Consider the following 26,989-nt stretch of genomic DNA (forward strand, 5'->3'; position numbering starts at 1 on the left):
GCGCAATCAGGCTCTTTGGCTGCGAGCCTTGGCTTTACTGGCCATCACGGCTTTCTGCATATCCGACTGGAAGTTTTCTTCCTCTTCCATATCTTCCATACCTGCAGCCAACATATTGGGGCCGGAGCTCAGCTCTTGTTGGGCCAGAGGTTTTATTTTTTCAATGGCTGACTTGGTTTCATGCAAGACATCGCGGAACTGGGTTTGATCCGTTCCCTTGTACTTTTTCAGCTCTTTCATGATGTTGTTGAAGTAAATCATGGCCGCCCGATACTTTTTGTTTTTCAACTGCTCATTGGCCTGGGCCTGATTCATTTCAATCACCACCTGGGTGGCGGCATGACGCAGGTCGGTCATAAACTGCTGGCCCTTGGTTTCACTCAACTTGCCATCGCGATAATCCTTCATGATCAGGAATTGCACGTTTTTCAGCTGATTCAGAACTTCCTGGCCTTTTTGCTTGTCTTCAATGGGCTGCACAGGCGGGTTGGTCTGGGTCTTGATATCCCGAACCCGCTCCTCGGCATCGGCCAGTTGCTCCAGAAAATCGGGGTTCTTGTCGCCCAGATCCTGACGCTGGTGCAGAATCTGAATCCAGCGCTCGGCCAGGCCAACGCGCAGGCCATGCGGGAGAAGATGGGGGCGGATTTTTGTCACCAGCGGCTCATAACGCTTGGCCTGACTGTCCAGCTCTTTCACCTGACGTTCCAGCTGTATACGTTTCTCTTCCTTGATCTTATTGTGATGAACCAGAAACAGCGTAACAAAAGCGAGGACAACGATGACGCTGGAAACGATAAGAGCAATCATGGTCAGTTCCGATTTAATGATTTAATTGAAGGGTCGAAAATGTCATAGAGTGAACATGAATATACCTTTAATCCTGTAGGCTTTCCACTTCCCTATGTTAACCCTTGTTTAAGAAACCCAGGGGTTACCCTCCAGCCAGAAACGCCAGGGGGCTTCACGGTCTTTCTGGTCGGCATAATCAATACCAACTCGGGGGCCCCGCCCCACCGGCTCGGTCAGAGGTGCGGGACGCGGTGCCACCCACAGCTGCTGACCGCTACAAAGATCCCAGCGATTGAACTGGCGATCCACATCCAGAGCCCGAGTCAGTTTGCCCGGCCCGTTACAGAGATTGCGCCCCTTTACCGGCCTTATTTCCCGCATCACTTCACAGTTATGCACGGGCTCCAGAGCGCGTAACATCAGCCCACAGGGCTGCCCTGCCTCTTCGGTCACCAGGTTCAGCAGATGGTGAAGGCCGTAAATCAGATACACATAGGCATGGCCCGGCTCCCCAAACATCACCTCGGTTCTGGGTGTGCGTCCCTTGGAGGCATGGCAGGCCGTGTCTTCCTGGCCGATGTAGGCTTCCAGATCAACAATCCGCGCTGCCAGGGTTTGTCCTGAATCCAGTTGGCGCACCAGCAAACAACCCAGTAAATCCTGGGCAACCTCCAGACTGGGCCGGGCATAAAAATCTCTTTGTAAAGCAGGGAAGTGCATTTTTTTACCTGATTTTTGGTTAGCTTGATCTAACAAAAGGATCTAAGAGGCCATCTTGTTATAACCCAAAATAGGGTTTAGGCTTGGCAGCATTCAATACGACTCCACTCAGGACACTTTTTATGCCCTTCACTCTTAATAAACTCAAAAGCAAGCTGGCGCTTGTCGGTCTCAGTCTGACCCTGGGAGCCACGCCCGCTCTGGCCGAATCCAGCCTTCTGAATTCGTCCTATGACATTGCCCGTGAGCTGTTTGCCAGCTATAACGAGCTGTTCAAGGAACACTGGCAGGAAAAAAACGGTGAAACCCTTGAAATCCGCCAGTCCCACGGTGGTTCTTCGCGCCAGGCCCAGGCCATTATCCAGGGGCTACGTGCGGATGTTGTAACCTTCAACCAGGTCACTGACATTAACATCCTGCATGAGCGGGGCAAGCTTTTACCGGAAGACTGGCAACAGCGTCTGCCCAATGCCAGTTCGCCTTATTATTCGACCATGGCTTTTCTGGTTCGCAAAGGCAACCCCAAGAAGATTCACAACTGGGATGACCTGACCCGCGAGGAAGTGGATCTGGTGATGCCCAATCCCAAAACCTCGGGCAATGGCCGTTACTCCTACCTGGCTGCCCTGGGTTATGCCCAAAAAACCTTTGCAGACGATCAGCAAGCCATTGATTCTTTCATGAAAGGCTGGCTAGGCCAGGTTGCGGTGTTTGATACCGGTGGCCGCGGTGCCACCAACTCCTTCGTGGAAAGAAACATCGGTGATGCTCTACTGACTTTTGAGTCCGAAATCCAGGGCATTATTGAAGCTTTCCCCGAGCAGGAATTTGAAATTGTGGTTCCCAAAATCAGCTTCCTGGCCGAGTTCCCCGTTGCGGTTGTTGACCGTCATGCCGAACGCAATGGCAACCTGGAATTGGCCCGGGCTTATCTGGAACACCTTTACAGCAAGGAAGCCCAGCGCCTCCTGGCCGGTTTCAACTACCGTGTTTATGACGACGAAATCAGTGCCGAATTTGCGGATCGCTTCCCCGAGCTGCAGCTGCTGGGTATTCAGGAAATAGCTGGCAACTGGGATAAGGCCATGAAAGAACACTTTGCCAGTGGCGGCAAGCTGGATCAGCTGCAGCGTCGCTAAGGAAAGATCATGTCCAGTGCCAGCCTGATACGTAACCCTTTCAGAGTAACCGGCAGACAGGTTCTGCCGGGCTTTGCCCTGAGTCTGGGTATCTCCCTGCTGTTCATCAGCCTGATCCTGTTGCTGCCCCTGACCGGTCTGCTGGTGCAAACCTCCGGCATGAGTTGGGCTGAATACTGGTCAGTCATCACCGACACCCGGGTGTTGGCTTCTTATAAAGTGACGCTCTTGATGGCTCTGGGTGCATCCCTGGCTAACGGGGTTATCGGCCTGCTGCTGGCCTGGGTACTGGTGCGCTACAGCTTCCCCGGTAAACGCCTGGTGGATGCCCTGGTGGATCTACCCTTTGCACTGCCGACGGCCGTTGCCGGCATCACCCTGGCCACCCTGTTTGCTTCCGAAGGCTGGTACGGGGCATGGCTGGCCAAAATCGGCATTGAAGTGGCCTACAACCCCATCGGGATACTGGTGGCCATGCTCTTCACCAGCCTGCCTTTTGTGGTGCGCAATGTGCAGCCGGTCATGGAAGATTTGAATTCCGGTGATGAAGAAGCAGCCCTCAGTCTGGGTGCCACCGACTGGACGGTCTTTCGGCGGGTGGTTTTTCCCAGCATCTGGCCTGCGCTGGTCATTGGTATTGCCCTGTCTTTCATCCGCAGTCTGGGTGAGTTCGGAGCGATCATTTTTATTGCCGGCAATATGCCCTACATCAGCGAAGTCACCAGTCTGATGATCTATATCCGTCTGCAGGAATTTGACTATGCAGCGGCCAGTGCCATCGCCTCGGTTATTCTCCTGGCCTCCCTGACCCTGCTGTTTCTGGTCAACATCTGGCAGGCCCGTTATCTGAAAAGGCTGAAGGGGATCGCATGAAGCACCAACAAAGAATCGGTGATCAGCCCTGGCTGCGCCGTCTGCTGATCCTCTCAGCCCTGACTTTTATCGGCCTTCTGCTGGTCATGCCTCTGGTGGCCATTTTTGCCCAGGCCTTCAGCGCAGGTGCCGGTGTTTTCTGGGAAAACCTCAGTGACCGCTACACCCTGCATGCCATCGGCCTGACACTTATGGTTGCTGCCCTGACGGTTCCCGTGAATCTGGTGTTTGGGGTCTTTCTCGCCTGGCTGGTCACCCGTTTTGAATTTCCGGGCCGCAAACTGTTGATTACCCTGATTGACATTCCCTTTGCCGTTTCCCCGGTGGTTGCGGGTCTTTTATACCTGCTGCTCTACGGCAGCAACGGCTGGCTGGGAAGCTGGATGATGGAGCATGATTTACAACTCATGTTCGCCTGGCCGGGCATTGTCCTGGTGACGGTTTTTATCACCTGTCCTTTTGTCGCCCGCGAACTGATTCCCTTGATGCAACAGCAGGGCTCCTCGGAAGAAGAAGCCGCCGTCAGCCTGGGGGCCAACGGCTGGCAGATGTTTCGCCGTGTCACCCTGCCCAACATTCAATGGGCACTGCTGTATGGCGTGGTACTGACCAATGCCCGCGCCGTGGGTGAATTTGGTGCCGTGGCGGTGGTCTCCGGCAACATCCGCGGCCAAACCAACACCCTGCCGCTGCATGTCGAACTCTTATATCAGGATTACAACTTGGTCGGAGCCTTCACCAGCGCCGCCCTGCTGGCCAGCCTGGCATTGGTCACCCTGCTGGTGAAAACCCTGCTGGAATGGAAGCAGCACCGTGCAACCCACTAAGCTTGGCAACAAAAGATTCAGAGGTGCAGGTCACCACATTTTAGGATGTATGGATTATTGATAGTGGTAGAAACAGATTTCAATTTGCTGATGGCGGGCGAGGTGTTGCTTGTCAGGCTGTCCACAACAGGACGTTGTGGCCAGAGCTTACAGGGATGTATTTACGCGTCCTGACAAGTAATCCCTCGCCTAAAGCCACTTTAATAACAGGCCTAAAATTATGAGCATTCAAATTCAAAACGTCAGTAAAACCTTTGGCGATTTCCAGGCCATCAAGCCTCTGGATCTGACGATTCGCGAAGGTGAGATGGTCGGCTTGCTGGGCCCTTCCGGTTCCGGCAAGACCACACTTTTGCGCATTATTGCCGGTCTGGAAACGACAGATACGGGCAAAATCCTGTTCAGTGACCGGGACATGACCCACCTGCATGTGCGCGATCGCAAGGTCGGCTTTGTCTTTCAGAACTACGCCTTGTTCCGCCACATGACGGTGGCGGACAATATCGCTTTCGGGCTGGATGTTCAGCCTTCCGGCAAACGCCCCACCAAAGCGGAAATCAAAAAGCAGGTGGCTGAACTGCTGGACAAGATCGAGCTGAGCCACCTGGCACAACGCTACCCTGCCCAGCTTTCCGGCGGTCAGAAACAAAGGGTGGCCCTGGCCCGTGCTCTGGCGATGCAACCCCGCGTTCTGCTTTTGGATGAGCCTTTTGGTGCTCTGGATGCCAGAGTGCGCAAAGAACTGCGGCGCTGGTTGCGTGATCTGCATGATGAGCTGGGTTTCACCAGCGTCTTTGTCACCCATGACCAGGAAGAGGCTCTGGAAGTTTCGGACCGGGTGGTGGTGATGAGCCAGGGCCAGATAGAGCAGGAAGCCACGCCGGAGGATCTTTATCACCAGCCTGCCAACCGTTTTGTCTATGACTTTCTGGGTCAGGTCAATGTTTTCCAGGGCACAGCTTTGGGCCAGCAACTCAAACAGGATGAAGCCTGGGTGGCCTTCCCGGAAGGTTTCAGCCCTGAATCCGGCCAGTTGTACCTGAGGTCGCATGAAATTACTCTGGCGCAAAAGCCGGATCACCGCGCACACCTTCCCCTGACCATCAAGGCCGTCAACCTGATTGGTGCTGAAGTGCGCCTGGAGCTGGAACCGGATGGCTGGCACAGTGAAGAGCTGTGGGAAGCTGGCATCAGTCATGCTGAGTACAACAGCTGGCAACCGCAACGCGGCGAGCGCTGCTATGCCCTGCCTCTGGCGGCACAGCTTTTCACCCCGGACAGAACGCAACCGCGGCCCTTGGCCTGGACACCGGCTTTGCAACGCCATAACCAGCAAACAGCTGAACAGGCAAGGTTTGCTCTGGCTTAATCAGTCTTGACTGTAAAGCCCCTTGAGTTTGCGGTACAAGCTACGCTCGCTGATTTGCAGTTCCTGGGCCAACTGCTTGCGGTCGCCTGGGTAGCTTGTTGCCAGTTCCTGCAGATAACGCTTTTCCAGCTCCCTGAGGGGCAAAGGCACAGCCCCGGGCTGAAAGAGCCCCTGGTTTTGCTGCTCCGCTCCGGGGGCTGAAGCTTTTCTGCAGAATTCCGGCAGGTGCTCGGCTGCAATCACACCCTTGTCAGCCAGAAGAATCCCCCTTTCCAGAAAGTTGCGCAATTCCCTTATATTGCCGGGAAAAGCATAGTGTCGCAGACATTCCAGAGTCGATTCGGCAACCCGCACCCCTTCGCCACCAGGCAGACGCTGCAACAGGGCTTCGACCAACAGAGGCAGGTCTTCGCGTCGCTCGGCCAGGCTGGGAAGATGCAGGGGAAAAGCCGAAATCCGATAATAAAGATCCGCCCGGAATGCACCGGCTTTAACCTGTTCTTCCAGATTACGATGAGTGGCACACACCAGACGGAAGTTGGCATATTGTGGCTCCATGCCGCCAACACTGCGATAACTGCCGGTTTCAATCAGGCGCAGGAGTTTGACCTGTTGAGAGAGCGGAATTTCACCGATCTCATCCAGAAACAAAGTACCGCCATGCGCTGCAGCCACCAGCCCATTTTTACGACCCAGCGCACCGGTGAAAGCACCTTTTTCATGCCCGAAAAGCTCGCTTTCAAACAGTGTTTCCGGCAGGCCTGAACACTCCACGGTAATAAAGGGTTTGGCAGAGCGGGGGCTGGCATCATGCAGAGCCCGCGCAACCAGCTCTTTGCCGGTCCCGGTTTCACCCAGCAGCAACACGGTGATTTCACTGGGAGCAGCGCGGCGCATCAGAGCCAGCATTTCATTGAAGGCGGAAGAACGACCGATCAGGCCGCCTCCTGCTGCGCGTGGCTTGGCTTCCTTGACCAGGTGCAGGATTTCCAGAAAAGCAATCAAATCCCCCTGCTGGTTATGGATCGGACTCATTTCCACATCAACATGCTCTTCACCCAGAGGGGTTTGATGCTGATGCAGAACCCGCTGTTTTTGCCGGGTTTCCAGGCAAAGCTTCAAGGGGCAGGATTCACCGGCCAGATCACAGGGTTGATCAAAACCGTGAGACACGTCATAACAGTGGCGACCCAGAATTCCCGGAGTACTGCCATAAGTCTGATAATAAGCCTGATTGGCCGCCTTGATTTGATAGTCCAGCGAAATAAGAGCAGCAGGTTCGCTGATGGCATCCAGCAGGGAATTCATTTCCACTTGAGTCCAGTTCCGGATTTCTGCCATGACTTGCTGCCTTAGTGTCAAAAATGTCATTAAAGCGGATTCACTCGGCAAAAAAAAGCCCAAAGCGGGAAAACCTCCCGCTTTGGGCAAATGACCAGCCAAACACTGATCAGGGTCTGAAAGGGTTTAGCTCATGTGAAGGCCGAGCTGCAGCAGTGCAGGAAAAATGCCCATCACCAGGCTGACCACAATAAGAACCAATGAAAGGATGGGGTTCAGGGTTTCAAAATCGATGTCATCGCTCATAATCAACTCCTTGGGTTTCCTGTTATCAGGCGGATACTGTGATATAGCAAAGCCTGTGCCAGACCCATAAAAAAATATAAGCAACTGATTTAAAACTAAATAAAACCTCTTCTGAATTTTCTAGGCTGACCCATTCCAAGCTTTAAAGTCAAAAATGTCAGTTTAAGATGTCATTTTTGACAGCCCTTCAGGATTGTTCTTCTTGGCCTTAATCGGGATAATGCTTTCTACTTTAGTCTTCCGTCATCCAGCCAAAGAGGTCGCCATGAGTTTGCATATTATTGATCATCCCCTGGTTCAGCATAAACTGGGTTTAATGCGTGCTGAGCATATCAGCACCAAAAGCTTTCGTGAGCTGACCAATGAGCTGGGCAATCTACTGACTTATGAAGCTACGCGTGACCTGGAACTGGAAAATGAAACCATCACCAGCTGGAGTGGAGATCGCATTCAGGTTAAACGCCTGAAGGGCAAAAAGGTTACCGTGGTGCCTATTCTGCGCGCCGGTATCGGCATGCTGGATGGTGTTTTGCGTCTGGTGCCCAGTGCCAAGGTGAGCGTAGTCGGCCTGTATCGGGATGAAGAAACTTTGCAGCCGGTTTCCTATTTTGAAAAATTTGCCGGTAACCTGGATGAACGCATCGGCCTGGTGATCGACCCCATGCTGGCAACTGGCGGCTCCATGGTGGCGACTCTGGATATGCTGAAAAAACACGGCTGCACCAGCATCAAAGCGCTGGTTCTGGTCGCCGCGCCTGAGGGTGTGGAAAAGGTTCAGCAGGCTCACCCGGATGTGGAAATCTACACGGCTTCACTGGATGAGAGACTGAACGAGCAGGGCTATATTCTTCCGGGCCTGGGTGATGCAGGCGATAAAATCTTTGGCACACGTTAAGAAAGGAACCCGGTATGACCTCTTCCAATGAATTCCCCGGCTTTATGAATGCCAAGACCCTCCTGTCCGGTGGGCAGATGCTGTTTGTGGCTTTTGGTGCCCTGGTTCTGGTGCCCCTGCTGACCGGACTGGACCCCAGCGTCGCCCTCTTCACAGCCGGTCTGGGCACCCTGGTTTTTCATTCCGTGACCCGGGTTTCGGTTCCGGTGTTTCTGGCCAGTTCCTTTGCCTTTATTGCCCCTGTTCAAGTCAGTGTTCAGCAGTGGGGAATACCGGCTACCCTGTCCGGCCTGATGGCAGCCGGCTTTGCCTATATTGTTCTCAGTCAGGTGGTACGCATTTACGGTGCCAATTCACTGCAACGCATCCTGCCCGCGATAGTGGTCGGGCCGGTGATCATGGTCATCGGTCTGGCACTGGCTCCTGTTGCCGTCAACATGGCTCTGGGCAAAACCGGCGACGGCAGTGCCGAACTCTTTCCTTACACCCAGGCGTTATTCGTTTCCATGACTGCTCTGTTGGTGACACTGGGGCTGGCGGTTTTTGGGCGGGGCTTCTACCGCCTGGTTTCCATTCTTGGCGGGGTTCTGGTGGGCTATCTGTTTGCCCTGCTTCTGGGCATGGTGGATTTTGATCCCATCCGTGATTCAGCCTGGGTGGCGGCTCCCGCTTTTGTTTTCCCTGAATTTCACTGGCAGGCCATCCTCTTCATGCTGCCCGTGGCCCTGGCACCGGCCATTGAACACCTCGGGGATATGGTGGCCATCGGCCAGATCACCGGCCAGAACTACATCAAAAAACCCGGCCTGCAACGCACTCTGCTGGGGGATGGTCTGGCAACCTCGGTTGCTGCTGTTTTCGGTGGCCCACCCAACACCACCTACTCGGAAGTCACCGGTGCGGTGATGCTGACTCGCAGTTTCAACCCGAAAATCATGGTCTGGGCTGCGATTATTGCTATCCTGCTGGCCTTTGCAGGCAAACTGGGTGCTCTGCTGCAAACCATTCCCTCTCCGGTGATGGGCGGCATCATGACCCTTCTGTTCGGCTCCATTGCCGTCGTGGGCATGAACACCCTGACCCGCGCCCATCTGGAACTGACGGCCCCACGCAACCTCTGCATTGCCTCTCTGATTCTCGTGTTTGGCATTGGTGGCATGCAGATCGGTGGCGGTGCCTTCATGCTGCAAGGGGTGGGCCTGGCCGCTGTGGTGGGTATTGTTTTGAACCTGATTCTTCCCGGCGCTCCACAAGTCAAGCCTGCCCAGGAATAGCTGCTGGCAAGAATTCAACCCTGCACAAGGACGTGCCTATCCCTCTTTAGTCTCATGGGTATTCATAATTTCGCCTTAAAGTGTCATATTGATTGATGTAGCTCAATCCTGAAAAACAATAAGAGCGATAATTATGAGTCTTTACAGAAGCATCGAGAAAACTTTCTGGTTCACCCTGACCCGTAAAATCGTTGGTAATGTCGTGGTACTGCTACTGCCGCATGCTGTTCTGGTGGGACTGGCAGCCACCTATCTAAAGCGCCTTCAGGAAGATATCTCCGCCAATGCCGACCCCCAGACACTGCAAGCCAGCCTGGACAGCTTCTGGTGGCTTCTGGGACTCAGCAGTCTCTTCGCCCTGGGATTGGGCATTTTCACCATTTTTTTCATGCGCCAACTCTTTTTGAAACCCATCCGCGAAATCACCAAGGTTTTGCAGGCCATCAAGGACAAGAACGGCGATATTTCCGCTACCCTGCCCGACTACACCTACGATGAAATCTCGGTTCTGGCACAGAGCTACAATGAGTTTTCCGGCCAGCTCAAACAAATGATCAGTGAAGCCAGAAACCATTCAGTCAAGGTGGCTTTAAGCGCCGCCCGCCTGCAGAAGATTGTGGCCCAGGCCAGCAGCTCTTCAACCAGCCAGGAACAACAGGCCCAGCAAATTCTGGAATCCAGCCAGCAGGCCACCCAGGCCGTGGATGAAATTGCCTCCAACACCACCCATATCAGCGAACAGACCACCAACAACATGGGTGAAATCCACCAATCCAGTCAGGAGCTGCAAGGCGCGGTGCAACAGATCAAGGACGTGGACAACCTGGTCAAGGGCTTCCAGGAAACCGTCACCACCCTCAGCAAGAATTCCACCAATATCCGTGAAATCCTTAATCTGGTGGAAGACTTCTCCGAACAGACCAACCTGCTGGCCCTGAACGCTTCCATTGAAGCCGCCCGTGCCGGTGATGCCGGGCGTGGCTTTGCCGTGGTGGCTGATGAAGTGCGCAACCTGGCTCACAAGGTCAGTGAAGCGACCCAGCAGATACACACCAACATCAGCCAGATGACCCAGCTGGTGGAACAAACCGAAGCCGGTGCTCAAGGCATCCGCAGCAATGTTGAAGAAACCGAAAGCTTCATGAGCAAAACCAATGACCAGTTCATCAGCCTGGTCGCCGGTTTTGAACAGATGAGTCAGCAACTGACCACTATTTCAGCGGCCATTGACGAGCTTTCCTACACCAACCGCGAAACCCATGAGCATGTCACCAGCATTACCGAACTTTCGGTTTCGGTGAAAGAGGATATGGATCAGTCACGCGAATACTCCTTCGAACTGGAACTGGCCACAGAAAGCACCCAGGAACTCCTGTCCCGCTTCATCATCGGCTTTGGTGGCTTTGAGAAAATGACCCAGCTGGGTTATCAATGGGCCGAACAAACCCAGCAGGCACTGAGAAACCTGCACGACCAGGGGCTGAATCTGTTTGACCAGGATTACCAGCGCATCAACCCGGATCAGAAACCGGCGCAATATCTCACCGGCTACACCAAGAAAGTGGAATCCACCCTGCAGCCGCTGTTTGACGGCTTCATCCAGGCCCATCCCGAATTTATTTACGCCGTTGCCATCGACCGTAACGGCTACCTGCCCGTCCACCATAGCAAGGTCTCCCACCCCATCACGGGTGACTTCTCAGTGGACAACGCCAAAAGCCGCAACCGTCGCATCTTCTTTGACACCCGCCCGGAACAAAGACGCTGCACCCACGACAACCCCTTCCTGCTGCAAACCTTCATCAGGGACACCGGCGAGATCCTCAACGACCTCTCCATCCCCCTGTATATAGACGGCAAACGCTGGGGGTCACTGATTATGGGGTTTGAGACACAACATTTGCTGGATGAAAGCTAAGAAACACAGAACTTGTAATACTCAGCTCAAGCTACTAATTTTTTAGGGAATTTTTTATGCGAGCATGAGATGACCCGATCGAACCTTTTAACACAGCTTTTCTCGAAAAAATCTCCCCTTTCACCGGGTGATTCAAAGTACACCAAGGATCCTTTTTCTATATGGACGAAGCACAAGGATCAGCCTCAAAACCAGTGGGTGCTGTTTTTCTGGCTGACACTGGCTATTCTTCTGCTCTCTTATTATTTCCAGGGAGTGGAACAGCGTGCTCAAGTTGATCTGGCCTATTCCGACTTTCTCCAGGCGGTGGAAAGTGATCATGTTGATCAAGTGACCCTGCGTGGCCAGTCAATCGAGGGCCAGTTCACCAAGTCCGGGCGGGAAGCCATGGATGTGGGCGAAGCCAAAAACTTCAAAACTACGCGCCCTGCCTTGGAAAGCGAACGTCTGCTTAAACGCCTTGAAGAGAACAACATCAAAGTCTCGGCTCGGCCAACGGAACCACCCTGGTGGCAACAGATCATCGTAAGAGCCTTGCCCTGGATACTGATTCTGGGACTCCTGTTTTGGTTCTGGGGACGGATGCAGCAACGCATGATGGCTAATGGGGGTCTCTTTAATCTGGGCAAATCCCAATCCCATCAGATACAAAGTGAAGACACCGATGTTCGACTGGATGATGTGGCTGGCTCCAAGAACGCCAAACGGGAAGTCACTGAAGTCATCGACTTTCTCAAAAACCCGGAACGCTACCGCTCTTTGGGTGCACGAATCCCCAAAGGCGTGTTGATGATGGGCCCACCAGGCACCGGTAAAACCCTTTTGGGTAAAGCGGTAGCTGGTGAGGCTGAAGTGCCCTTCTTCACCATCAGTGGTTCCGAGTTTATCGAGATGTTCGTGGGTGTGGGTGCTTCCCGCGTGCGAGACCTCTTCAAAGAGGCCAAAAAGCAGGCACCTTCAGTGGTATTCATTGACGAACTCGACTCCATTGGTCGTTCGCGGGGTGCTGGCATGGGGGGTGGCAACGATGAGCGTGAACAGACTCTCAACCAGATTCTGGCCGAACTGGATGGTTTCAATAAGGATGACTCAGTGGTGGTACTGGCTGCCACCAACCGGCCTGATGTGCTGGATAAAGCCCTCCTAAGACCTGGCCGCTTTGATCGCAAGGTTACCCTGGAAAATCCACACCGTGAGGCCCGCCAACGTATTCTGGAAGTACACACTCGCAAGATGCCACTTGCAGATGATGTCGATCTGAAGCGCCTTGCAGAGATGACTGTGGGGTTTTCTGGTGCTGATCTGGCCAACCTGGCCAATGAGGCCGCCCTTCAGGCCGGTCGGCGTAAACAGGACAAGGTGGATTGGAACTGTTTCTCGAATGCCCGCGATCGCGAGCTCCTGGGTGAAGCCAAAGATGTGGGGTTATCCACTGATGAACGACACCTTGTTGCTTATCACGAAGCGGGGCATGCCTTGCTAGCCTATCTATTGCCCAAAGCCGACCCCCTGGAGAAGGTGACAGTGCTACCCCGTAGCCAGGCGCTAGGAGTGACCGCACAGATGCCCAGCGAAGAGCGTTACAACATGGGGGAAGCCTATCTGCGCGACCGCATAACTGTCATGTTTGGTGGCCGCTTGTCAGAAGACTTGATATTTGGTGAGGTTTCAAGCGGTGCTGAAAACGACCTTGAGCAGGCTACCGGGCTTGCCCGACGCATGATCGGTCGTTGGGGCATGAACCAGCGTATCGGCCCCGTTACCTTTGCCCAAAGCCAGGAACATGTGTTTTTAGGCAAAGAAATTGGCCAACCACGCGAATTTGGTGAAGCCACTGCCAGCCTTGTCGATGAGGAAATCCGTAAATTGCTCAATAGTCTTGAAGATCGTGGTCGCAAGTTACTCAACGAAAATCGCAAGGCTCTGGATGCGTTGGCTTCTGCTCTTGAGGAGCGCGAAACTCTGGAAAGTGATGAAATTCACGAGACCCTTACAGGTCTCGTACCAGAAAGAAAGCATAACAGTGAGGAACAACCCTAAACCGCAGCAATCCCTGCTTTAGCGATCTGGGCATCCTGTTCGGATTTCACACCGGATACGCCGATGGCGGCAACGACCTGGCCTTCGACGATCAGGGGCACGCCGCCTTCGAGTATTCCCTGAATTTCGGGAGCGGATAGAAAGGCGGTGCGGCCCTGGTTGATGACCTCTTCGAAGTCGCGGGTTTCCTTGCGGCCGATGGCAGCGGTTTTGGCTTTTTGGGGGGCGACGTAGGAGGCAAAGGGGGCGCAACCGTCCATGCGTTCCAATGCCAGCAGGTGGCCACCATCATCAACAACGGCAATGCAGACGTTCCAGCCTTCTTTTTCAGCTTCTGTCCGGGCGGCCTTGATCATTTGGTTGGCTTCTTCGAGGGTGAGTAGGGGTTTGCTTAACATGGTCAGGTCTCCTGAAGGGCTTTTTCGACCACTTCAATCCAGTGGCGAACCGGGGTTTTACTGGCAGCATCCAGATGAGTCTGGCAGCCGATATTGGCGGTGACGATAGTATCCGGCTGGCCTGCTTGCAAGGCGTTCAGGCGATGATCACGCAGCTGGGTTGCCAGCTCAGGCTGGGTGATGGAGTAGGTGCCTGCTGAGCCGCAGCACAGGTGACCCTCGGCAACAGCAGTGAGGCTGAAACCCAGTTTTTTCAGCACCGCTTCCACACGACCCCCGAGTTGCTGGGCATGTTGCAGAGTGCAGGGGCAATGAAAGGCCAGGGTGGAGTCCTGGTTGATCGTCAGAGCTTGTAGGTTTTCCTTCTCCACCACTTCAACCAAATCCCTGGTCAGTTCACTGACTCGGGCGGCTTTTTCAGCATAATCAGGATCATCCTTTAGCAGATGACCGTATTCTTTGACAAAGGCCCCACAGCCGCTGGCGGTCTGGATAATCGCTTCGGCACCCTGTTCTATAGCAGGCCACCAGGCATCAATATTCTTGCGGGCCCGATCCAGACCCTGCTTCTGGGCATCCAGATGATAATCCATAGCGCCACAGCAGCCTGCTTCACGGATACTTTCCACGGAGACACCCAGACGATCCAGAACCCTGGCAGTGGCGGCGTTGGTGTTGGGGGAAAGGCCGGGTTGCACGCAGCCTTCCAGAATCAGCATGCGTCTTTCGTGCTGTGCTTCCGGTCGCTGTCCGGCAGGCAGGATTTGTACGGGAATTTTTTCTTTCAGGCTGGCTGGCATCAAGGGCCGGAAGGTCTGGCCGATTTTCAGCAGCCATTTAAAGCGGTTGGCATCAGGTAGCGCCCAGCGCAGGCCAGTACGCAGCCAGCGCTCCCTGAGGGGACGCTCCAATTGACCATCCATGGCATCCCGGCCGATATCCAGCAGGGCATGATAGTTAACGCCGGAAGGACAGGTGGTTTCGCAATTACGGCAACTCAGGCAACGATCCAGATGGATCTGGGTTTCACGGGTGGTTTCCTCACCTTCCAGAAAAGCCTTGATCAGGTAAATTCGCCCTCTGGGGCCATCACGTTCATCCCCCAGCAACTGGTAGGTCGGGCAGGTGGCCAGGCAAAAACCGCAATGAACACAGGCGCGCAGAATGCTTTCGGCTTCTTCAGCACGCGGCAGTTTTCTGGCTTGTTCGGACAAATTGGTTTGCATCCTGGTTCTTCTCCCACCTTAGAGGCCCGGATAGGTGCGCCCCGGATTGAAAATACCCTGGGGGTCCAACTGGGCCTTGAGCTGGCGATGATAATACGCCAGCAAGGGCGTCAGGGGCTGAAATGGGCTGTCTGTTATTCCGGGTGTCTGGCACGTGGCATGGCCACCCAAAGAAAGCGCCAGCTTTTGAAGTTCTTCAGCAGGGGCCTCGGTTTTCAACCAGCGTTGACAGCCACCCCAATCCAGCAAGGCATCACCTGGCAACTCCACCAGCGGCGTGTTGGTCGGCAAGGACAGTCGCCATAACGGACGTTCATCGGCAAAGAAGTCCAGTTGCCGCTCATTCAGTTTTTCCCAAAAACCAGCCTCCAGAGGCTCGCCGCCGATGTAATCCATCGCAGCCTGCACCGACCCCTCACCACCTTCCAGACGTAACTTCAGGAGACCATCAGCGTAGCAGGCTCCGGTGATTGGCAAGGGTTGCTGCCCCCATTCGGCCAGTTTCTGCAGGGCTTTTTCTGCCGGGATGTCCAGATCCAGATGTGCAGAGGTCACCGGCTTGGGCAAGACTTTCATGGAAACTTCCGTGATCACGCCAAGCAGGCCAAAACTGCCTGCCATCAGGCGTGACAGGTCATAGCCCGCGACATTCTTCATGACTTCACCGCCAAAACGCAGCAGTCGGCCCTGCCCGGTAATTACCCTGGTGCCCAGAACAAAATCACGAAGGGAACCCACCCAGGGGCGGCGTGGCCCGGCCAGACCTGAAGCCAGCATGCCACCCACCGTAGCCTGGCCATTAAAAACTGGGGGTTCACAGGGCAGAGTCTGGCCCTGCTCTTCCAGAATAGCCAGCAACTCCGTGACCGGAGTGCCGGTTCTGACCGTGACCACCAGTTCGGTGGGATCATAGCTGACGATTCCAGTATGCTCACGGGTCTCCAGAAGCTGGCCTGCAACCGCCCGACCTAAAAAAGCCTTGCTGTTACCGCCCTGAATCCTCAGCGGTGTTTTGCTGTCCAGCGCGCTACGCACCTGTTCCAGCAGAGCCTCTTCACTGGTCGTTGCTGCCCGGTCACCGGGGCGTTGGGCGGTTTCCTGGGTTGCAGACATCAAAAACGCTCCAGTTCCGGGAAGGGCAGTTCGCCATTGTGAATGTGCATGGCACCAAATTCAGCGCAGCGATGCAGAGTGGGAATATTCTTGCCGGGGTTAAGCAGGCGATCCGGGTCAAAAGCCGCTTTCACGGCATGAAAGGTTTGCAGTTCATCATCATTGAACTGGGAGCACATCTGGTTGATTTTTTCCCGGCCCACGCCATGTTCCCCGGTAATCGAGCCACCCACAGCAACACACAACTCCAGTATTTTGCCCCCTAGAGCTTCGGCCCTTTCCAGCTCTCCTTCCTGATTGGCATCAAAGAGAATCAACGGGTGCATATTGCCATCCCCGGCATGAAAAACATTGGCCACCCTCAGACCGTATTCCTTGGAAAGCTCGGCAATGCCTTGCAAAACACCCGGCAGTTCGCGGCGGGGAATGGTGCCATCCATGCAATAGTAGTCCGGCGACATGCGCCCCACGGCCGGGAAGGCATTTTTACGCCCGGCCCAGAACAGCTTACGCTCGGCATCATCTTTGGCCTGGCTGATGGCCGTTGCCCCGGATTTTTCCAGCACGGCTTTGACCCGAGCACACTCGGCGTTCACATCGGCTTCGACACCGTCCAATTCACACAGCAAAATGGCTTCGGCATCCACCGGATAACCGGCATGAATAAAATCCTCGGCGGCACGAATGGCCAGGTTATCCATCATTTCCAGGCCACCGGGAATAATCCCTGCAGAAATGATGTCACCCACGGCCTGCCCGGCTTTGCCGATATCATCAAAACTGGCCATCAACACCTTGGCAACCTGAGGCGCAGGCAAAAGTTTAACAGTGACTTCCACAACAATGCCCAGCATGCCTTCCGATCCCGTGAACAAGGCAAGCAGATCAAAACCTGGCGCATCCAGGGAATCCGCACCCAGGGTCATACGCTCCCCTTCCACGGTGATGATTTCCACTTTCATGACATTGTGAACCGTCAAACCATACTTCAGGCAATGCACACCACCGGCATTTTCGGCAACATTACCGCCTATCGAACAGGCAATTTGCGAAGAAGGATCAGGGGCATAGTAGAGCTTGTGAGGGGCTGCGGCTTCAGAAATGGCCAGATTGCGCACACCCGGTTGAACCCGGGCAAAACGACCTTCAGGATTGACTTCCAGAATGCGGTTAAAGCGCGCCATGACCAGAAGCACGCCCTTTTCCAAAGGCAGAGCACCGCCGGAAAGTCCGGTTCCGGCACCCCGCGCCACCACGGGTACTTTATACTGGTGGCAGATTTTCATCAGGGTCTGCACCTGCTCGATGGTTTCCGGCAACACCACCAACATCGGTAGAGTTCGGTAAGCAGACAAGCCATCGCACTCATAAGGCTGCAGGTCTTCACGCCGGTGCAGTAGTTGCAGCTGCGGCAGTGCTTGCTGCAGATCGGCAATCAGGGCATTCCGATCAATTTTAGGCAGTTCACCATCCAACTGTTCATCATAAAGTAGATTCATGGCTTCCATCCGGATTCAGAGGTAGCGCGATACTTCCTGCCAGAGTTCCCGATAAGCTGTGTTGGCCGGTTTGGTGCGGGCAAACTGATCCACCGGGGCACGGTGCTCGCCCATGTTTTCCACATCCGCAGAAAAGGGGATCACCGTCTTCAAAAAGCCGGAATGTTTGCTGCGCAGGCTTTCCTGAGTGTTCTTGTGCATGGATTTCTGATTTTGCACCAAAGAAAAGAACGGCAAGATTTTCTTTTTCGGGTAGCCTTCCTGCTTGAAAAAATCCAGCAGTTGCGCGTAGGTGCGCTCGGAAAGCGTGGTGGGAATCACCGGCACCAGCAACTGATCGGAAGCAATGAAAACCGACTCGGAGAGATGGCCGATACTGGGCGGGCAATCCAGGATGACCAGATCGTATTCCTTTTTCATGCCCTTGAGGATTTTCTGCAGGCGACTTTTGCGTTTGTTCAAGCCATCCAGAATCACATCGAAGTTACGAAAGCTCAGGTGAGCGGGAATGATGTCCAGGTTCTCATAGTCACTGGCCTTGATCTGCTTGAGCAGGTTTTCATAGGCTTTGAAGAAACGCTTGCCCCAGTTCTTGCTGGCGGGTTTGATGCGAAAATAAAAGGAAGAAGCACCTTGCGGATCAAGATCAATCAACAGGGTTTTCATACCTGACTGAGCGGCCCAGTAAGCCAGATTGACCGAAGTGGCTGTTTTACCTACACCACCTTTCATACTGTAAATTGCCAGGGTTTTCATGAATAACTCCGGTTATTGTTTTTTGTAGCAGTTCTTGAAATCAGCATTGACTTCCCTGGCAGAAAAATCCTGCAGGGCTTGCATCACTTTGCCTCTTTCTTCCACCTGTCGCTGGTAGAGGATGGTGATCAGACCATGCAGCGCCGAATCCACTTCGCTGGTGGTGTCTTTTTCCAGGCGCTGTAAAAGGAATTCCTGCTGTACAGTGTAGTCGTTAAAATCACCGAGAATAGTCTGTAAACGTTTCAGGGTTTTGACATGCCTTCGATTCTGCTTGGCCGGATACAGGGAAGCAAAGAAATCCAGCAGGTAACGCAGTTTTTTACACTCGATCCGCAGCTCATGCACCTGGTCATCCGGTGTTTCTGCCGTGATCATCAGGCCTGCCTTGCAAATCTTGCGGTAACGCTTCCAGATTTTCTGACCGGCCACCTTCTTCACGGGCATCACCGCCAGGGGTGTTGCCAGCAAAGGTGGCTCGGTAAAAAAAGTCTCCAGCCACTGGCAGTTTTTCTCATACACGGTGGAAAGAAAGTAACTGGCAAGCTGCTGGTGGGCCACTCGTCTTTCATCTTCCACCTTGCGAAAGAGTTTTTTCAGGCCCGGTCGGAAGGCTTCCGGCAGCATCGACATGAATTGATTGCGCTCCAGCAGAAAGACATCCAGATCCCTCAGGGTATTGGTGCTTTTGGAAAGCTCGGACAAACGCGGTTTGAGCTCCTGCCAGACCTCCTTGGGCAAAGCAGCCTTGAGCAGGGTGAAAATGGAGCGAATGCGCCTGAGATTAACCCGGTATTGGTGCAGAAATTCGGTGTCAACATCAAACAGCAGGCCGGTTTCATAACGCCTGGCATGGGCAAAAAGTTGGTGACCCGCTTCACGCAAAGCGGTTTCAGTGGCAGTTTCCGAATGCAGAGGCAAAGGGCTGGGCAGCAGGTTTTTTTCAGGATGCAGGCCAGTCAGAGACAGCAGGTATTCGGGGCTGTCCGGGCTGGCAGGCTTGCCCAGGAGCGTGTCCAGACAAACCAGAGCCTCATCGGCTGATTTTTCATAGCCTCGCAGTGGTTTGCAGGTCAGAAAGGTTTGATGATAGTGAGGCGTTTCTTCGGCATCCATGCGAAACACTTCGCGATGCACCACTTCCAGGCGCACCCGAATTTTCTGTTCATTGTCCCGGCAGGCCAGCAACCAGCGCTCTTCTTCCACACTGATCACTGGCTCCAGAGAACAGACACCCAGGCGTTTCTGCAGATGATCGCGCAGCCCACTGGCTGGCAAATCCCACCAGAAGGTGGGTGAAGCCAGCAGAGTTTGCGGCATCTCCTGCTGGCTTTCGCCCTGCAGAGAAAGAAGCTGCAGATCGCCGCTTTGCCCCTCCTGATTAGCTTCCCTGGTAAAGAGTAAAGCTTCGCCTTTTTGCCAGAGCTGCCAGTCAAAGGAATCCAGATAATTTTTGTGCGTCTGGTTTGAGCTTTCTTCGGTTAACTGATCAAAACTGCCGGAAAGCAGCTTTTTGAGTTTCTTGAAGTCCGGCTTGTTTTTGATCCACCAACTGCGTTCCTGCAAGCTATTCATTATTTTTTTCGGCTCGTCAAGAGGTTGTTTTTCTCCCGGGCAATAGCAAGGCATGGAGCACGGGGACGGCAATCAGAGTCAGCAGGGTGGCAAAAGCCAGACCCGCCATAATGGTCACTGCCATACTGGCAAAGAAAGCATCAAAGAGTAAAGGCAGCATTCCCAGTATCGTGGTCACTGCAGCCAGAAACACCGGCCTTAAGCGGCTGACACTCGCTTCCAGCAAGGCCTGGCGACGATCCTTGATCTGCGTCAGTTGATGGTCAATTTCATCCACCAGGACAATGGCATTTTTCATCAGCATGCCGGAGAGGCTCAAAAAGCCCAGTAAGGCGGTAAAGCTGAAAGGCAGACCACTGATTAGCAAACCCAGTACCACACCTGTTGCCGACATGGGCACCACCAGCCAGATCACCAGCGGCTGACCCAGGCGACCAAACAGGAGTACAGAAATCACCAGCATCACCAGAAAGCTCAGGGGTAACTGTGCCGCCAGGGAAGCCTGGGCTTCCGCCGAGTTTTCATATTCCCCGCCCCATTCCAGATCATAGCCTTCAGGAAGTGGTAAAGCCTCTATATCAGCACGAATCAGTCGCAGGGCCGCATCGGCTGTATTACCTGCGGACGGCTCGGCTTCCACGGTGAGGGTACGCACCCGGTCACGGCGGTGAATCCTGGCTTCTTCAGCCACCAGATCAAACCCGGAAACCACCTGGGTCAGGGGCACATAGGCTCTTTCCGTGGTACTCCAGATCAGGCGATCCTTCAAACGCTGCACCTCCAGGCGTTCATCTTCGGGCGGGCGGCCAATAATCGGCAGACGCTCCACTCCTTCACGATAGCTGCCTGCCTGAATGCCCGTGGTGGAAAACTTGAGGGTTTCCGCCAGATCCTGACGACTGATCCCGGCATAGCGTGCTCTTTCTTCATTGAAAACCGGTGACAGGGTCAACTCCTGTTCCCGCCAGTTATGCCGAACATCGGTCACCCCTTCTTCCTGCTGCATGATGGCAACGGCCTGTTCCCCCAGCTCACGCAAAGTCTGGGCATCCGACCCGGAAAAGCGCGCCTGGATCTTGGCACCACCCCCCGGTCCAAACACCAGGCGCTCGGTGTAAATCCGGGCATCGGGGAAGTCTTTTCGCAACTCGCCCCGCAACTCTTCAGCCAGGCCATCAATCAGTTCACGATCCTCCACCCGAACAATCAACTGGCCATAGGAGCTGTCCGGCTGATGGGGTTCATAGGTCAGCATGAAGCGGCTGGCCCCCTGACCGATAAAACTGGCCACGTTTTCCACACCCTCTTTAGCAAGAACCCGCTGCTCAATCTCCTGAATATCCCGGGAAGTGGCACGGATATCACTGCCCTGGGGCAACTGATAATTGATATAAAAAAGTGGAGTATTGGAATCCGGGAAAAAAGCCTGCTTGACCCAGCCAAACCCGGCATAACTGCTCAGGGTCACCAGCAAGAGCAGCGTGACGGTTTTTCCCTTGTGGGTCAGAGCCAGATTCAAAAGCCGGGAATAAAGACGATAAATACGCCCGGAGTAAAGATGATCCGCGTCCTCTGCAGGTTTGACCTTGAGCAGATAATGCCCTAGTAAGGGAGTCACGGTCACGGCCAGCACCCAGCTCAACAACAGGGAGATGCCAATCACGGCAAACAAGGAAAACAGGAACTCACCCGTGGCATCCGGTGACAGGCCAATCCCCGAAAATGCCATGATGCCGATTACCGTGGCACCCAGCAGGGGAATTTTGGTGCGGGCCACAGCATCACTGGCCGCCTGCCGGGAAGTCAGGCGTTTTTGCATATTAATCAGCATGCCTTCAGCCACAACGATGGCATTATCCACCAGCATGCCCATGGCAATAATCAGGGCACCCAGAGAAATGCGTTCCATTTCAATATGAAAGATGCGCATGAAAAAGGTGGTGCCCAGCACCGTCAGCAGCAGAGTCATCCCCACCACGATGCCGACACGCCAGCCCATGAAAATACAGAGCACACCGATCACGATGGCCACCGACATGGCCAGGTTGATCATGAAGCTGTTGATGGCTTCATCCACCACCTGATGCTGCTCGTAAATTGGATGCAATTGCACGCCCAGGGGAATACGCGAATCCAGATGCGCCAGATGCGCATCCACCGCCTCCCCGACCTTGACGATATTGGTATCGGCAACACCGGCAACGGCCAGGGTAAAAGCGGGCTTACCGTTGTAACGAATCAGTTGACTGGGGGTGTCCGTGGTTTCTCGGGTGATTTCGGCAATATCAATCAGGCTGATCTGTTCAGTAGTTCCCGGTCGGCCCACCCGCAGGGTTTCCAGGCTGGCCAGGGACCCCAGGCCTGGTCTGGGCACAACTCGGACACGCTGATCACCGATTCGCAGCTCGCCACCCTCTTCCACCGAGTTCTCGGTTTGCAGGGTATTCAACAACTGATCAATGGGCAGGCCCAGACGGGTGAGTTTTTCATGGGACACTTCCACATAAATATTTTCTTCCGGCTCGCCCTGCGTGGACACCTTGGCCACACCGGGTACGGTCAACAGTTCACGACGGAGAAAACGCGCCAGTTCGCGGATTTCATCATCGCTGTAACCTTCGGCGGTGACGGCATAAAAAATCCCGAAGACATCACCGAAATCATCCACCACCTGTGAAGGCCGGGAACCGGGTGGCAAATCATCCTGGGCATCATTCACCTGACGACGCAATTCATCCCAGATCTGGGGGATTTCATCGCCCTTGTAGGTGTCCTTGATCTCCACGGTGATTTCCGAAAGGCCGGGCAGGGAGCGGGATTGAATGCGGCGCAGTTGTGAAAGCTGCTGAATGGAAGACTCCATCAGCTCGGTGACTTCCTCTTCCACTTCTTTGGCTGTGGCACCAGGATAGGGAGTGACGACCAGCGCCTGCTTGATGGTGAAAGCCGGATCTTCCAGACGACCCAGCGTCATCAGCGCCCAGATACCACCCAGAAAACAGAGCAGGATCAACAGCCAGGTATTGATGGGCCGTTCAATGGAAAGGCGTGCAATGTCCATATCAATAGCTCCTTAAAACTGGCTGAAAGGACGCACTTGCATCCCTTCACGCAGACGTGACGTACCGGCAGTAATCACCTGCTCTCCGGCTTTCACACCCGACAAGAGCTCAACCCGGTCGCCCCCCAGTTGGCCCACTTCCACAGATCGTGGCCGGACTTCCCCCGATTTGGGGTTGAAAATCCAGACATAGAAGCTGCCATCTTCTCGGGTATTGATGGCAGACAGGGGCAGATCCAGTTCTTCTTCAACCAGTTGCGAGGCCTGAGCGGTGATCACCACGGTGGCCGTCATACCCGGCAAAAGATTTAAATTCGTGGGGCGCTCAAAACCAAAGGTGACCTGGTAGGTCTGGATGACTGCATCCGGTTCGGTGGCGTGCTCACGATATTCCAGAGGCAAGCGTTTCTCCTCACTGCCGGGCAAAAGCAGCTCGGCCTTCACCTGATCGGGGTCACTGACCCGGCGCACCAGATCTTCCGGCACGCTGATGTGCACCCGGAATTCGGTGACATCCTGAACCCGAACCACCGGTGTTCCAGCTTGCAGATTGACGTAGCGATCCGCCAGACGGCGGGTGATCAAAAGATCAAACGGCGCTTCAATACGGGTGTAGGAAAGATTGCGCTGGGCAGAATCCACAGCCAGCTCAGCCAGACGCATTTGATCCCGGGCTTCATCCACTGCGGCACGCGGCACCGAATTATGGGTCAGGAGGGTTTGCTTGCGCTGCAGGTCGCGCTCCGCCTGTTTCAGGCGAACTTCAGATTGCTCCAGAGCCAGTTGATAATCCGCCGGATCCAGGCGGGCCAGAAGACTGCCCTTGGGCAGCAAACGCCCCTGTTGCACCGGCAGTTCAATCAAGTGTCCGCCCACCTGGAAGGAGAGATCAACATTGCTGACTGCATCCACCCGCCCGACAAACCGCCGACTGGCAGCAGACATTTGATCGCCCAGGGTTTCCACCCGTACGCTGGACAGGGAATGCCGCTCCTGGGTTTGCGCTTCACTGGGTGAACAACCGACCAGCAAACCAGCCAGAAGCAACCCTGCAAACAACGTCAGACGCTTCATGAGTTCAGCCCCTCAGCCAACTCTTCAAGACGCTTTAAAAGCTGGGTTTTCTTGTCACCATCAAAAGGCAACAAGCCCAGCATGTCCAGAAGCATCATGCCTTCACCGCAAGCCCAGAGCAGAGAGGCATGATCCGGGTCCTTGGCTTCCTTTCTGATTTCTTGGTGTCGCAGGGCAATTTCCTCACGCAAGGGCTGAAGCAGCTCCAGATTTTCTGCAGCCGCCGCCAGAATCGCCATGGGAATATTGTGATCCAACCGTTGCATCTGACCAATCACCCGAATAATGGATCGCAAAGTGGGATTGGCTTCGCCCTGCAATTCCTGACAGTTGGCATCCGTCATGGGGCTGTAGGTTTCCAGTAAACGCTCCAGAAGACCCCGGATCAGGGCATCCTTACCGGAAAAGTTGTAAAGAACACCACCCTTGGTCAGCCCCGCCTCCTTGGCCACTGAATCCAGACTGACCTTGTTGGCCCCCTTCTCGACAGCAACCCGCTGGGCGGCATCAAGAATGGCATGACGTGAATTGTTTCTGCGGCGTGGCTTGTCGGACATGAGCTGGCTCCTTAAAAATACCAAACGGTAAAGTTAATACCAAATGGTATAGTTAAGGGTCGTTGCTTGCAATAGTTAATCAGAAGTATTGAACCAGGCCAGTTGCGGCTGCAGTGCCACCACTTCACCGACAATGATGATGGCCGGAGCGGGCAATTGGGCCTTTTCCTGCTGGGCCACGATATCAGCCAGGGTTCCGGTCAAGACTCTTTGTTCCGGGGTACTGCCCTGGGAAACCAGAGCAATCAGGGTTTCGGGCGGTTTGCCATTTTCCAGCAGGCCTTCAACAATCAGTTCCAGGGTGTGCAGGCCCATGTAAAACACCAGGGTCTGGTTGGGGTGGGCCATTTCCGCAAAATTCAATTCGCTGGTGCGGTTTTTCAACTGCCCGGTCACCATTTTCACCGACTGAGCATAATCCCGGTGAGTCAGGGGAATACCGGCATAGGCTGAACAGGCATTGGCTGCCGTGATGCCCGGCACCACCTGAAAAGGCACGCCAGCCATCTTGAGTTCTTCCAGCTCTTCACCGCCACGACCAAACACAAAAGGATCACCGCCTTTCAGGCGCACCACCCGATGCCCTGCCTGGGCTTGTTCCACCAGCAGACGGTTGATGTCCGGTTGGGGTACGGCATGGTTATCGCGTTTTTTGCCGACATAAATCATCTCGGCATCGCGGCGGCAGAGATCCAGCACTTCTTTGGAGACCAGGCGATCATAAAGCACCACATCGGCCTGCTGCATCAGACGCAAGGCCTTGAAGGTCAGCAGCTCAGGATCACCCGGCCCCGCCCCCACCAAATAAACCTCGCCCACCGGTTCTGCAGCATCCGAGGCATCCAGCTGCTCTTGCAGCAACTGCTCAGCTTCCTGCATCTGGCCATTGAAAACCCGTTCGGCCACGGTGCCCTGAAAGGTGTTCTCCCAGAATTTACGCCTTTGATTGATATTGCTGAAACGTGCCTTGACCGAGTCCCGAAAGCGGGCTGCCAGCTGGCCCAGATCGCTGTAACGGGTGGGAATCCAGGTTTCCAGCTTGGCTCTGAGCAAGCGCGCCAGCACCGGAGCCTTGCCGCTGGAGGTAATCCCGATCACCACCGGTGAACGATCAACAATGGCCGGGAAAACAAAGGTGCACAGGGCAGGACTGTCCACGACATTGATGGGCAGATTATGAGCCACGCAATCAGCATGAATCTGCTCATTCAGGGCCTGATCATCCGTGGCTGCGATCACCACCGCCTGGCCTTCCAGCCATTGTGGCGCATAGTCCTTGCCCAGAATCTGCCCCTGGTGTTCCTGAAGAAGCTCTTCCAGTTCTGGATGGACTTCATGTGAGATCAGAGCAATGCGAGCACCGGCACGCACCAGCAGGCGGGCCTTGCGCAAGCCGACATCGCCCCCACCAATCAAGAGTACGGAGCGGCCTTGCAGGTTAAAAAATAAAGGGAGATAGTCCAAGGGCAGCCTCGTTCTTGAAGGGTGAAGCGTTTACTTGTGCAAACCGCATTCACGGGTTTCAGGATTTTCCCACCACCAGCGCCCTGAGCGCGGATCATCACCGGGTTGCACGGCACGGGTGCAGGGAGCACAACCAATGCTGGGATAGCCCTGATCATGCAGAGCATTGTAAGGCAGCTTGAGTGCCTTGATGGCTTGCCAGAGTTCGGCTTCGCTCCAGTCATACAGAGGACTCAGCTTCTGCAGGCCATTGCCTGCATCCCACTGGCTGTATTCCAGTTGATCACGGGTGACCGACTGTTCGCGACGCAGGCCAGTCATCCAGGCTTTTTTGTCAGCCAGCGCCCGCTGCAAAGGTTCCACCTTGCGGACACCACAGCAGGCTTTGCGCAGTTCCTGGGAACGGTAAAAGGCATTCACCCCTTCACGGTTGACAAAGTCCTGCAGTTTGCTGGCATCCGGGTAAAACACCTGGATATTGATCTGCGGCCAGCGGCTGCGCACCTGATCCAGTAGTGTCAGGGTGGGTTCCGGTAAACGCCCGGTATCGAGTACAAACTGGGCAATTTCCGGCTGGTGCTGGGCAATCAGGCCGGTCAAAAGGGCATCTTCTGCGCCCAGGCTATTGGCAAAGGTCAGGGTTTCGCCATACTCCTGCCAAGCTTGTTGCAGGCGAGCGATTACCTCATCCAGCTTGGCCTGCAAGGCTGCATCCAGAGGTTCGGCTTCCTGCTTGGCATCGGGTTCCAGAAAGGCATCAAGGGACATGGGTACCTCAAAAGTTAGACGAAGCGCAAGGTGTCTGCTTGTGTCAGGACGCGTAAATACATCC

Annotated in this window: 22 protein-coding genes; 8 read left to right on the forward strand and 14 right to left on the reverse strand. The window is 54.5% G+C overall.

What is annotated here, in order from left to right; genetic code table 11:
* Positions 1-6: 6 nt before the first annotated feature.
* On the reverse strand, positions 7-810 hold the full coding sequence (locus LG323_RS05085; protein ID WP_310697393.1) for a hypothetical protein: 804 nt from the start codon (positions 808-810) through the stop codon (positions 7-9).
* Between the two features lie 108 nt (positions 811-918).
* Entirely contained in the window at positions 919-1,512 is a 594-nt protein-coding gene (locus LG323_RS05090) for a DNA-3-methyladenine glycosylase (RefSeq protein WP_310697392.1), read from the reverse strand.
* Positions 1,513-1,634: 122 nt separating this feature from the next.
* Here LG323_RS05090 and cysP point away from each other — a divergent pair, with 122 nt between their 5' ends.
* From cysP to LG323_RS05110, 4 genes are all read left to right on the forward strand, one after another.
* Positions 1,635-2,651 carry a thiosulfate ABC transporter substrate-binding protein CysP gene (cysP, locus tag LG323_RS05095; protein ID WP_404419605.1) on the forward strand — a complete coding sequence of 339 codons (1,017 nt, stop codon included), beginning with the start codon at positions 1,635-1,637 and terminating at the stop codon, positions 2,649-2,651.
* A gap of 9 nt (positions 2,652-2,660) precedes the next feature.
* Positions 2,661-3,524 carry a sulfate ABC transporter permease subunit CysT gene (gene cysT, locus LG323_RS05100; RefSeq protein WP_310697389.1) on the forward strand — a complete coding sequence of 288 codons (864 nt, stop codon included), beginning with the start codon at positions 2,661-2,663 and terminating at the stop codon, positions 3,522-3,524.
* Positions 3,521-4,351 carry a sulfate ABC transporter permease subunit CysW gene (gene cysW, locus LG323_RS05105; protein WP_404419607.1) on the forward strand — a complete coding sequence of 277 codons (831 nt, stop codon included), beginning with the start codon at positions 3,521-3,523 and terminating at the stop codon, positions 4,349-4,351. The genes cysT and cysW overlap by 4 nt, the downstream gene beginning before the upstream one ends.
* 220 nt (positions 4,352-4,571) lie before the next feature.
* Positions 4,572-5,720 (forward strand): sulfate/molybdate ABC transporter ATP-binding protein, encoded by a 1,149-nt coding sequence (locus LG323_RS05110; RefSeq protein WP_404419609.1) that lies wholly within the window; start codon positions 4,572-4,574, stop codon positions 5,718-5,720.
* Here the strand turns inward: LG323_RS05110 and LG323_RS05115 are convergent, their stop codons facing one another.
* Positions 5,721-7,061, reverse strand: a complete 1,341-nt coding sequence (locus LG323_RS05115) for a sigma-54 interaction domain-containing protein (RefSeq protein ID WP_404419611.1) — start codon at positions 7,059-7,061, stop codon at positions 5,721-5,723.
* Positions 7,062-7,572: 511 nt separating this feature from the next.
* Here LG323_RS05115 and upp point away from each other — a divergent pair.
* From upp to ftsH, 4 genes are all read left to right on the forward strand, one after another.
* Positions 7,573-8,202, forward strand: a complete 630-nt coding sequence (gene upp, locus LG323_RS05120) for a uracil phosphoribosyltransferase (protein ID WP_310696598.1) — start codon at positions 7,573-7,575, stop codon at positions 8,200-8,202.
* Between the two features lie 14 nt (positions 8,203-8,216).
* Positions 8,217-9,476, forward strand: coding sequence for a uracil-xanthine permease family protein (locus LG323_RS05125; RefSeq protein WP_404419613.1), 1,260 nt, complete (start codon positions 8,217-8,219; stop codon positions 9,474-9,476).
* A gap of 133 nt (positions 9,477-9,609) precedes the next feature.
* Positions 9,610-11,394, forward strand: a complete 1,785-nt coding sequence (locus LG323_RS05130; protein WP_404419615.1) for a methyl-accepting chemotaxis protein — start codon at positions 9,610-9,612, stop codon at positions 11,392-11,394.
* A gap of 198 nt (positions 11,395-11,592) precedes the next feature.
* Positions 11,593-13,434, forward strand: a complete 1,842-nt coding sequence (gene ftsH / locus LG323_RS05135) for an ATP-dependent zinc metalloprotease FtsH (protein WP_404419617.1) — start codon at positions 11,593-11,595, stop codon at positions 13,432-13,434.
* Here the strand turns inward: ftsH and LG323_RS05140 are convergent.
* From LG323_RS05140 to LG323_RS05190, 11 genes are all read right to left on the reverse strand, one after another.
* Entirely contained in the window at positions 13,431-13,832 is a 402-nt protein-coding gene (locus LG323_RS05140) for a heme-binding protein (RefSeq protein WP_404419619.1), read from the reverse strand. The two genes, ftsH and LG323_RS05140, sit on opposite strands and share 4 nt — an antisense overlap.
* Positions 13,833-13,834: 2 nt before the next feature.
* A complete protein-coding gene (gene glcF, locus LG323_RS05145) occupies positions 13,835-15,058 on the reverse strand; it encodes a glycolate oxidase subunit GlcF (protein WP_404419621.1) in 1,224 nt (407 codons plus the stop codon).
* An 18-nt stretch (positions 15,059-15,076) separates the two neighbouring features.
* Positions 15,077-16,171, reverse strand: a complete 1,095-nt coding sequence (glcE, locus tag LG323_RS05150) for a glycolate oxidase subunit GlcE (protein ID WP_404419623.1) — start codon at positions 16,169-16,171, stop codon at positions 15,077-15,079.
* Complete coding sequence (glcD, locus tag LG323_RS05155) at positions 16,171-17,670, reverse strand: glycolate oxidase subunit GlcD (protein ID WP_404419625.1); 1,500 nt, start codon at positions 17,668-17,670, stop codon at positions 16,171-16,173. Before glcD ends, glcE begins: the two co-directional genes overlap by 1 nt.
* 15 nt (positions 17,671-17,685) lie before the next feature.
* Positions 17,686-18,426 carry a ParA family protein gene (locus tag LG323_RS05160; RefSeq protein ID WP_404419627.1) on the reverse strand — a complete coding sequence of 247 codons (741 nt, stop codon included), beginning with the start codon at positions 18,424-18,426 and terminating at the stop codon, positions 17,686-17,688.
* A gap of 12 nt (positions 18,427-18,438) precedes the next feature.
* Entirely contained in the window at positions 18,439-20,001 is a 1,563-nt protein-coding gene (locus tag LG323_RS05165; protein ID WP_404419629.1) for a CHAD domain-containing protein, read from the reverse strand.
* 16 nt (positions 20,002-20,017) lie between these two features.
* Positions 20,018-23,062 carry an efflux RND transporter permease subunit gene (locus LG323_RS05170; protein WP_404419631.1) on the reverse strand — a complete coding sequence of 1,015 codons (3,045 nt, stop codon included), beginning with the start codon at positions 23,060-23,062 and terminating at the stop codon, positions 20,018-20,020.
* Positions 23,063-23,074: 12 nt separating this feature from the next.
* Positions 23,075-24,136, reverse strand: coding sequence for an efflux RND transporter periplasmic adaptor subunit (locus LG323_RS05175; protein ID WP_404419633.1), 1,062 nt, complete (start codon positions 24,134-24,136; stop codon positions 23,075-23,077).
* Positions 24,133-24,693, reverse strand: coding sequence for a TetR/AcrR family transcriptional regulator (locus LG323_RS05180; RefSeq protein WP_404419635.1), 561 nt, complete (start codon positions 24,691-24,693; stop codon positions 24,133-24,135). The genes LG323_RS05175 and LG323_RS05180 overlap by 4 nt, the downstream gene beginning before the upstream one ends.
* Before the next feature lie 75 nt (positions 24,694-24,768).
* Positions 24,769-26,157 (reverse strand): siroheme synthase CysG, encoded by a 1,389-nt coding sequence (gene cysG / locus LG323_RS05185; protein WP_404419637.1) that lies wholly within the window; start codon positions 26,155-26,157, stop codon positions 24,769-24,771.
* Between the two features lie 30 nt (positions 26,158-26,187).
* Positions 26,188-26,925 (reverse strand): phosphoadenylyl-sulfate reductase, encoded by a 738-nt coding sequence (locus LG323_RS05190; protein WP_404419639.1) that lies wholly within the window; start codon positions 26,923-26,925, stop codon positions 26,188-26,190.
* Positions 26,926-26,989: the final 64 nt, after the last annotated feature.

The organism is Marinospirillum sp. (genome assembly GCF_044810985.1).
GTDB lineage: Bacteria > Pseudomonadota > Gammaproteobacteria > Pseudomonadales > Halomonadaceae > Marinospirillum.

Excerpts from the sequence above, each read along its gene's own strand:
- LG323_RS05175 (WP_404419633.1), bottom strand. The coding sequence starts at position 24,136 with ATGAAGCGTCTGACGTTGTTTGCAGGGTTGCTTCTGGCTGGTTTGCTG.
- upp (WP_310696598.1), top strand. The coding sequence starts at position 7,573 with ATGAGTTTGCATATTATTGATCATCCCCTGGTTCAGCATAAACTGGGT.
- LG323_RS05085 (WP_310697393.1), bottom strand. The coding sequence starts at position 810 with ATGATTGCTCTTATCGTTTCCAGCGTCATCGTTGTCCTCGCTTTTGTT.
- LG323_RS05190 (WP_404419639.1), bottom strand. The coding sequence starts at position 26,925 with ATGTCCCTTGATGCCTTTCTGGAACCCGATGCCAAGCAGGAAGCCGAA.
- glcD (WP_404419625.1), bottom strand. The coding sequence starts at position 17,670 with ATGAATCTACTTTATGATGAACAGTTGGATGGTGAACTGCCTAAAATT.
- LG323_RS05130 (WP_404419615.1), top strand. The coding sequence starts at position 9,610 with ATGAGTCTTTACAGAAGCATCGAGAAAACTTTCTGGTTCACCCTGACC.
- LG323_RS05125 (WP_404419613.1), top strand. The coding sequence starts at position 8,217 with ATGACCTCTTCCAATGAATTCCCCGGCTTTATGAATGCCAAGACCCTC.
- LG323_RS05170 (WP_404419631.1), bottom strand. The coding sequence starts at position 23,062 with ATGGACATTGCACGCCTTTCCATTGAACGGCCCATCAATACCTGGCTG.
- LG323_RS05090 (WP_310697392.1), bottom strand. The coding sequence starts at position 1,512 with ATGCACTTCCCTGCTTTACAAAGAGATTTTTATGCCCGGCCCAGTCTG.
- LG323_RS05115 (WP_404419611.1), bottom strand. The coding sequence starts at position 7,061 with ATGGCAGAAATCCGGAACTGGACTCAAGTGGAAATGAATTCCCTGCTG.
- glcF (WP_404419621.1), bottom strand. The coding sequence starts at position 15,058 with ATGCAAACCAATTTGTCCGAACAAGCCAGAAAACTGCCGCGTGCTGAA.
- LG323_RS05110 (WP_404419609.1), top strand. The coding sequence starts at position 4,572 with ATGAGCATTCAAATTCAAAACGTCAGTAAAACCTTTGGCGATTTCCAG.
- LG323_RS05180 (WP_404419635.1), bottom strand. The coding sequence starts at position 24,693 with ATGTCCGACAAGCCACGCCGCAGAAACAATTCACGTCATGCCATTCTT.
- LG323_RS05140 (WP_404419619.1), bottom strand. The coding sequence starts at position 13,832 with ATGTTAAGCAAACCCCTACTCACCCTCGAAGAAGCCAACCAAATGATC.
- cysT (WP_310697389.1), top strand. The coding sequence starts at position 2,661 with ATGTCCAGTGCCAGCCTGATACGTAACCCTTTCAGAGTAACCGGCAGA.
- glcE (WP_404419623.1), bottom strand. The coding sequence starts at position 16,171 with ATGTCTGCAACCCAGGAAACCGCCCAACGCCCCGGTGACCGGGCAGCA.
- cysW (WP_404419607.1), top strand. The coding sequence starts at position 3,521 with ATGAAGCACCAACAAAGAATCGGTGATCAGCCCTGGCTGCGCCGTCTG.
- LG323_RS05165 (WP_404419629.1), bottom strand. The coding sequence starts at position 20,001 with ATGAATAGCTTGCAGGAACGCAGTTGGTGGATCAAAAACAAGCCGGAC.
- cysP (WP_404419605.1), top strand. The coding sequence starts at position 1,635 with ATGCCCTTCACTCTTAATAAACTCAAAAGCAAGCTGGCGCTTGTCGGT.
- LG323_RS05160 (WP_404419627.1), bottom strand. The coding sequence starts at position 18,426 with ATGAAAACCCTGGCAATTTACAGTATGAAAGGTGGTGTAGGTAAAACA.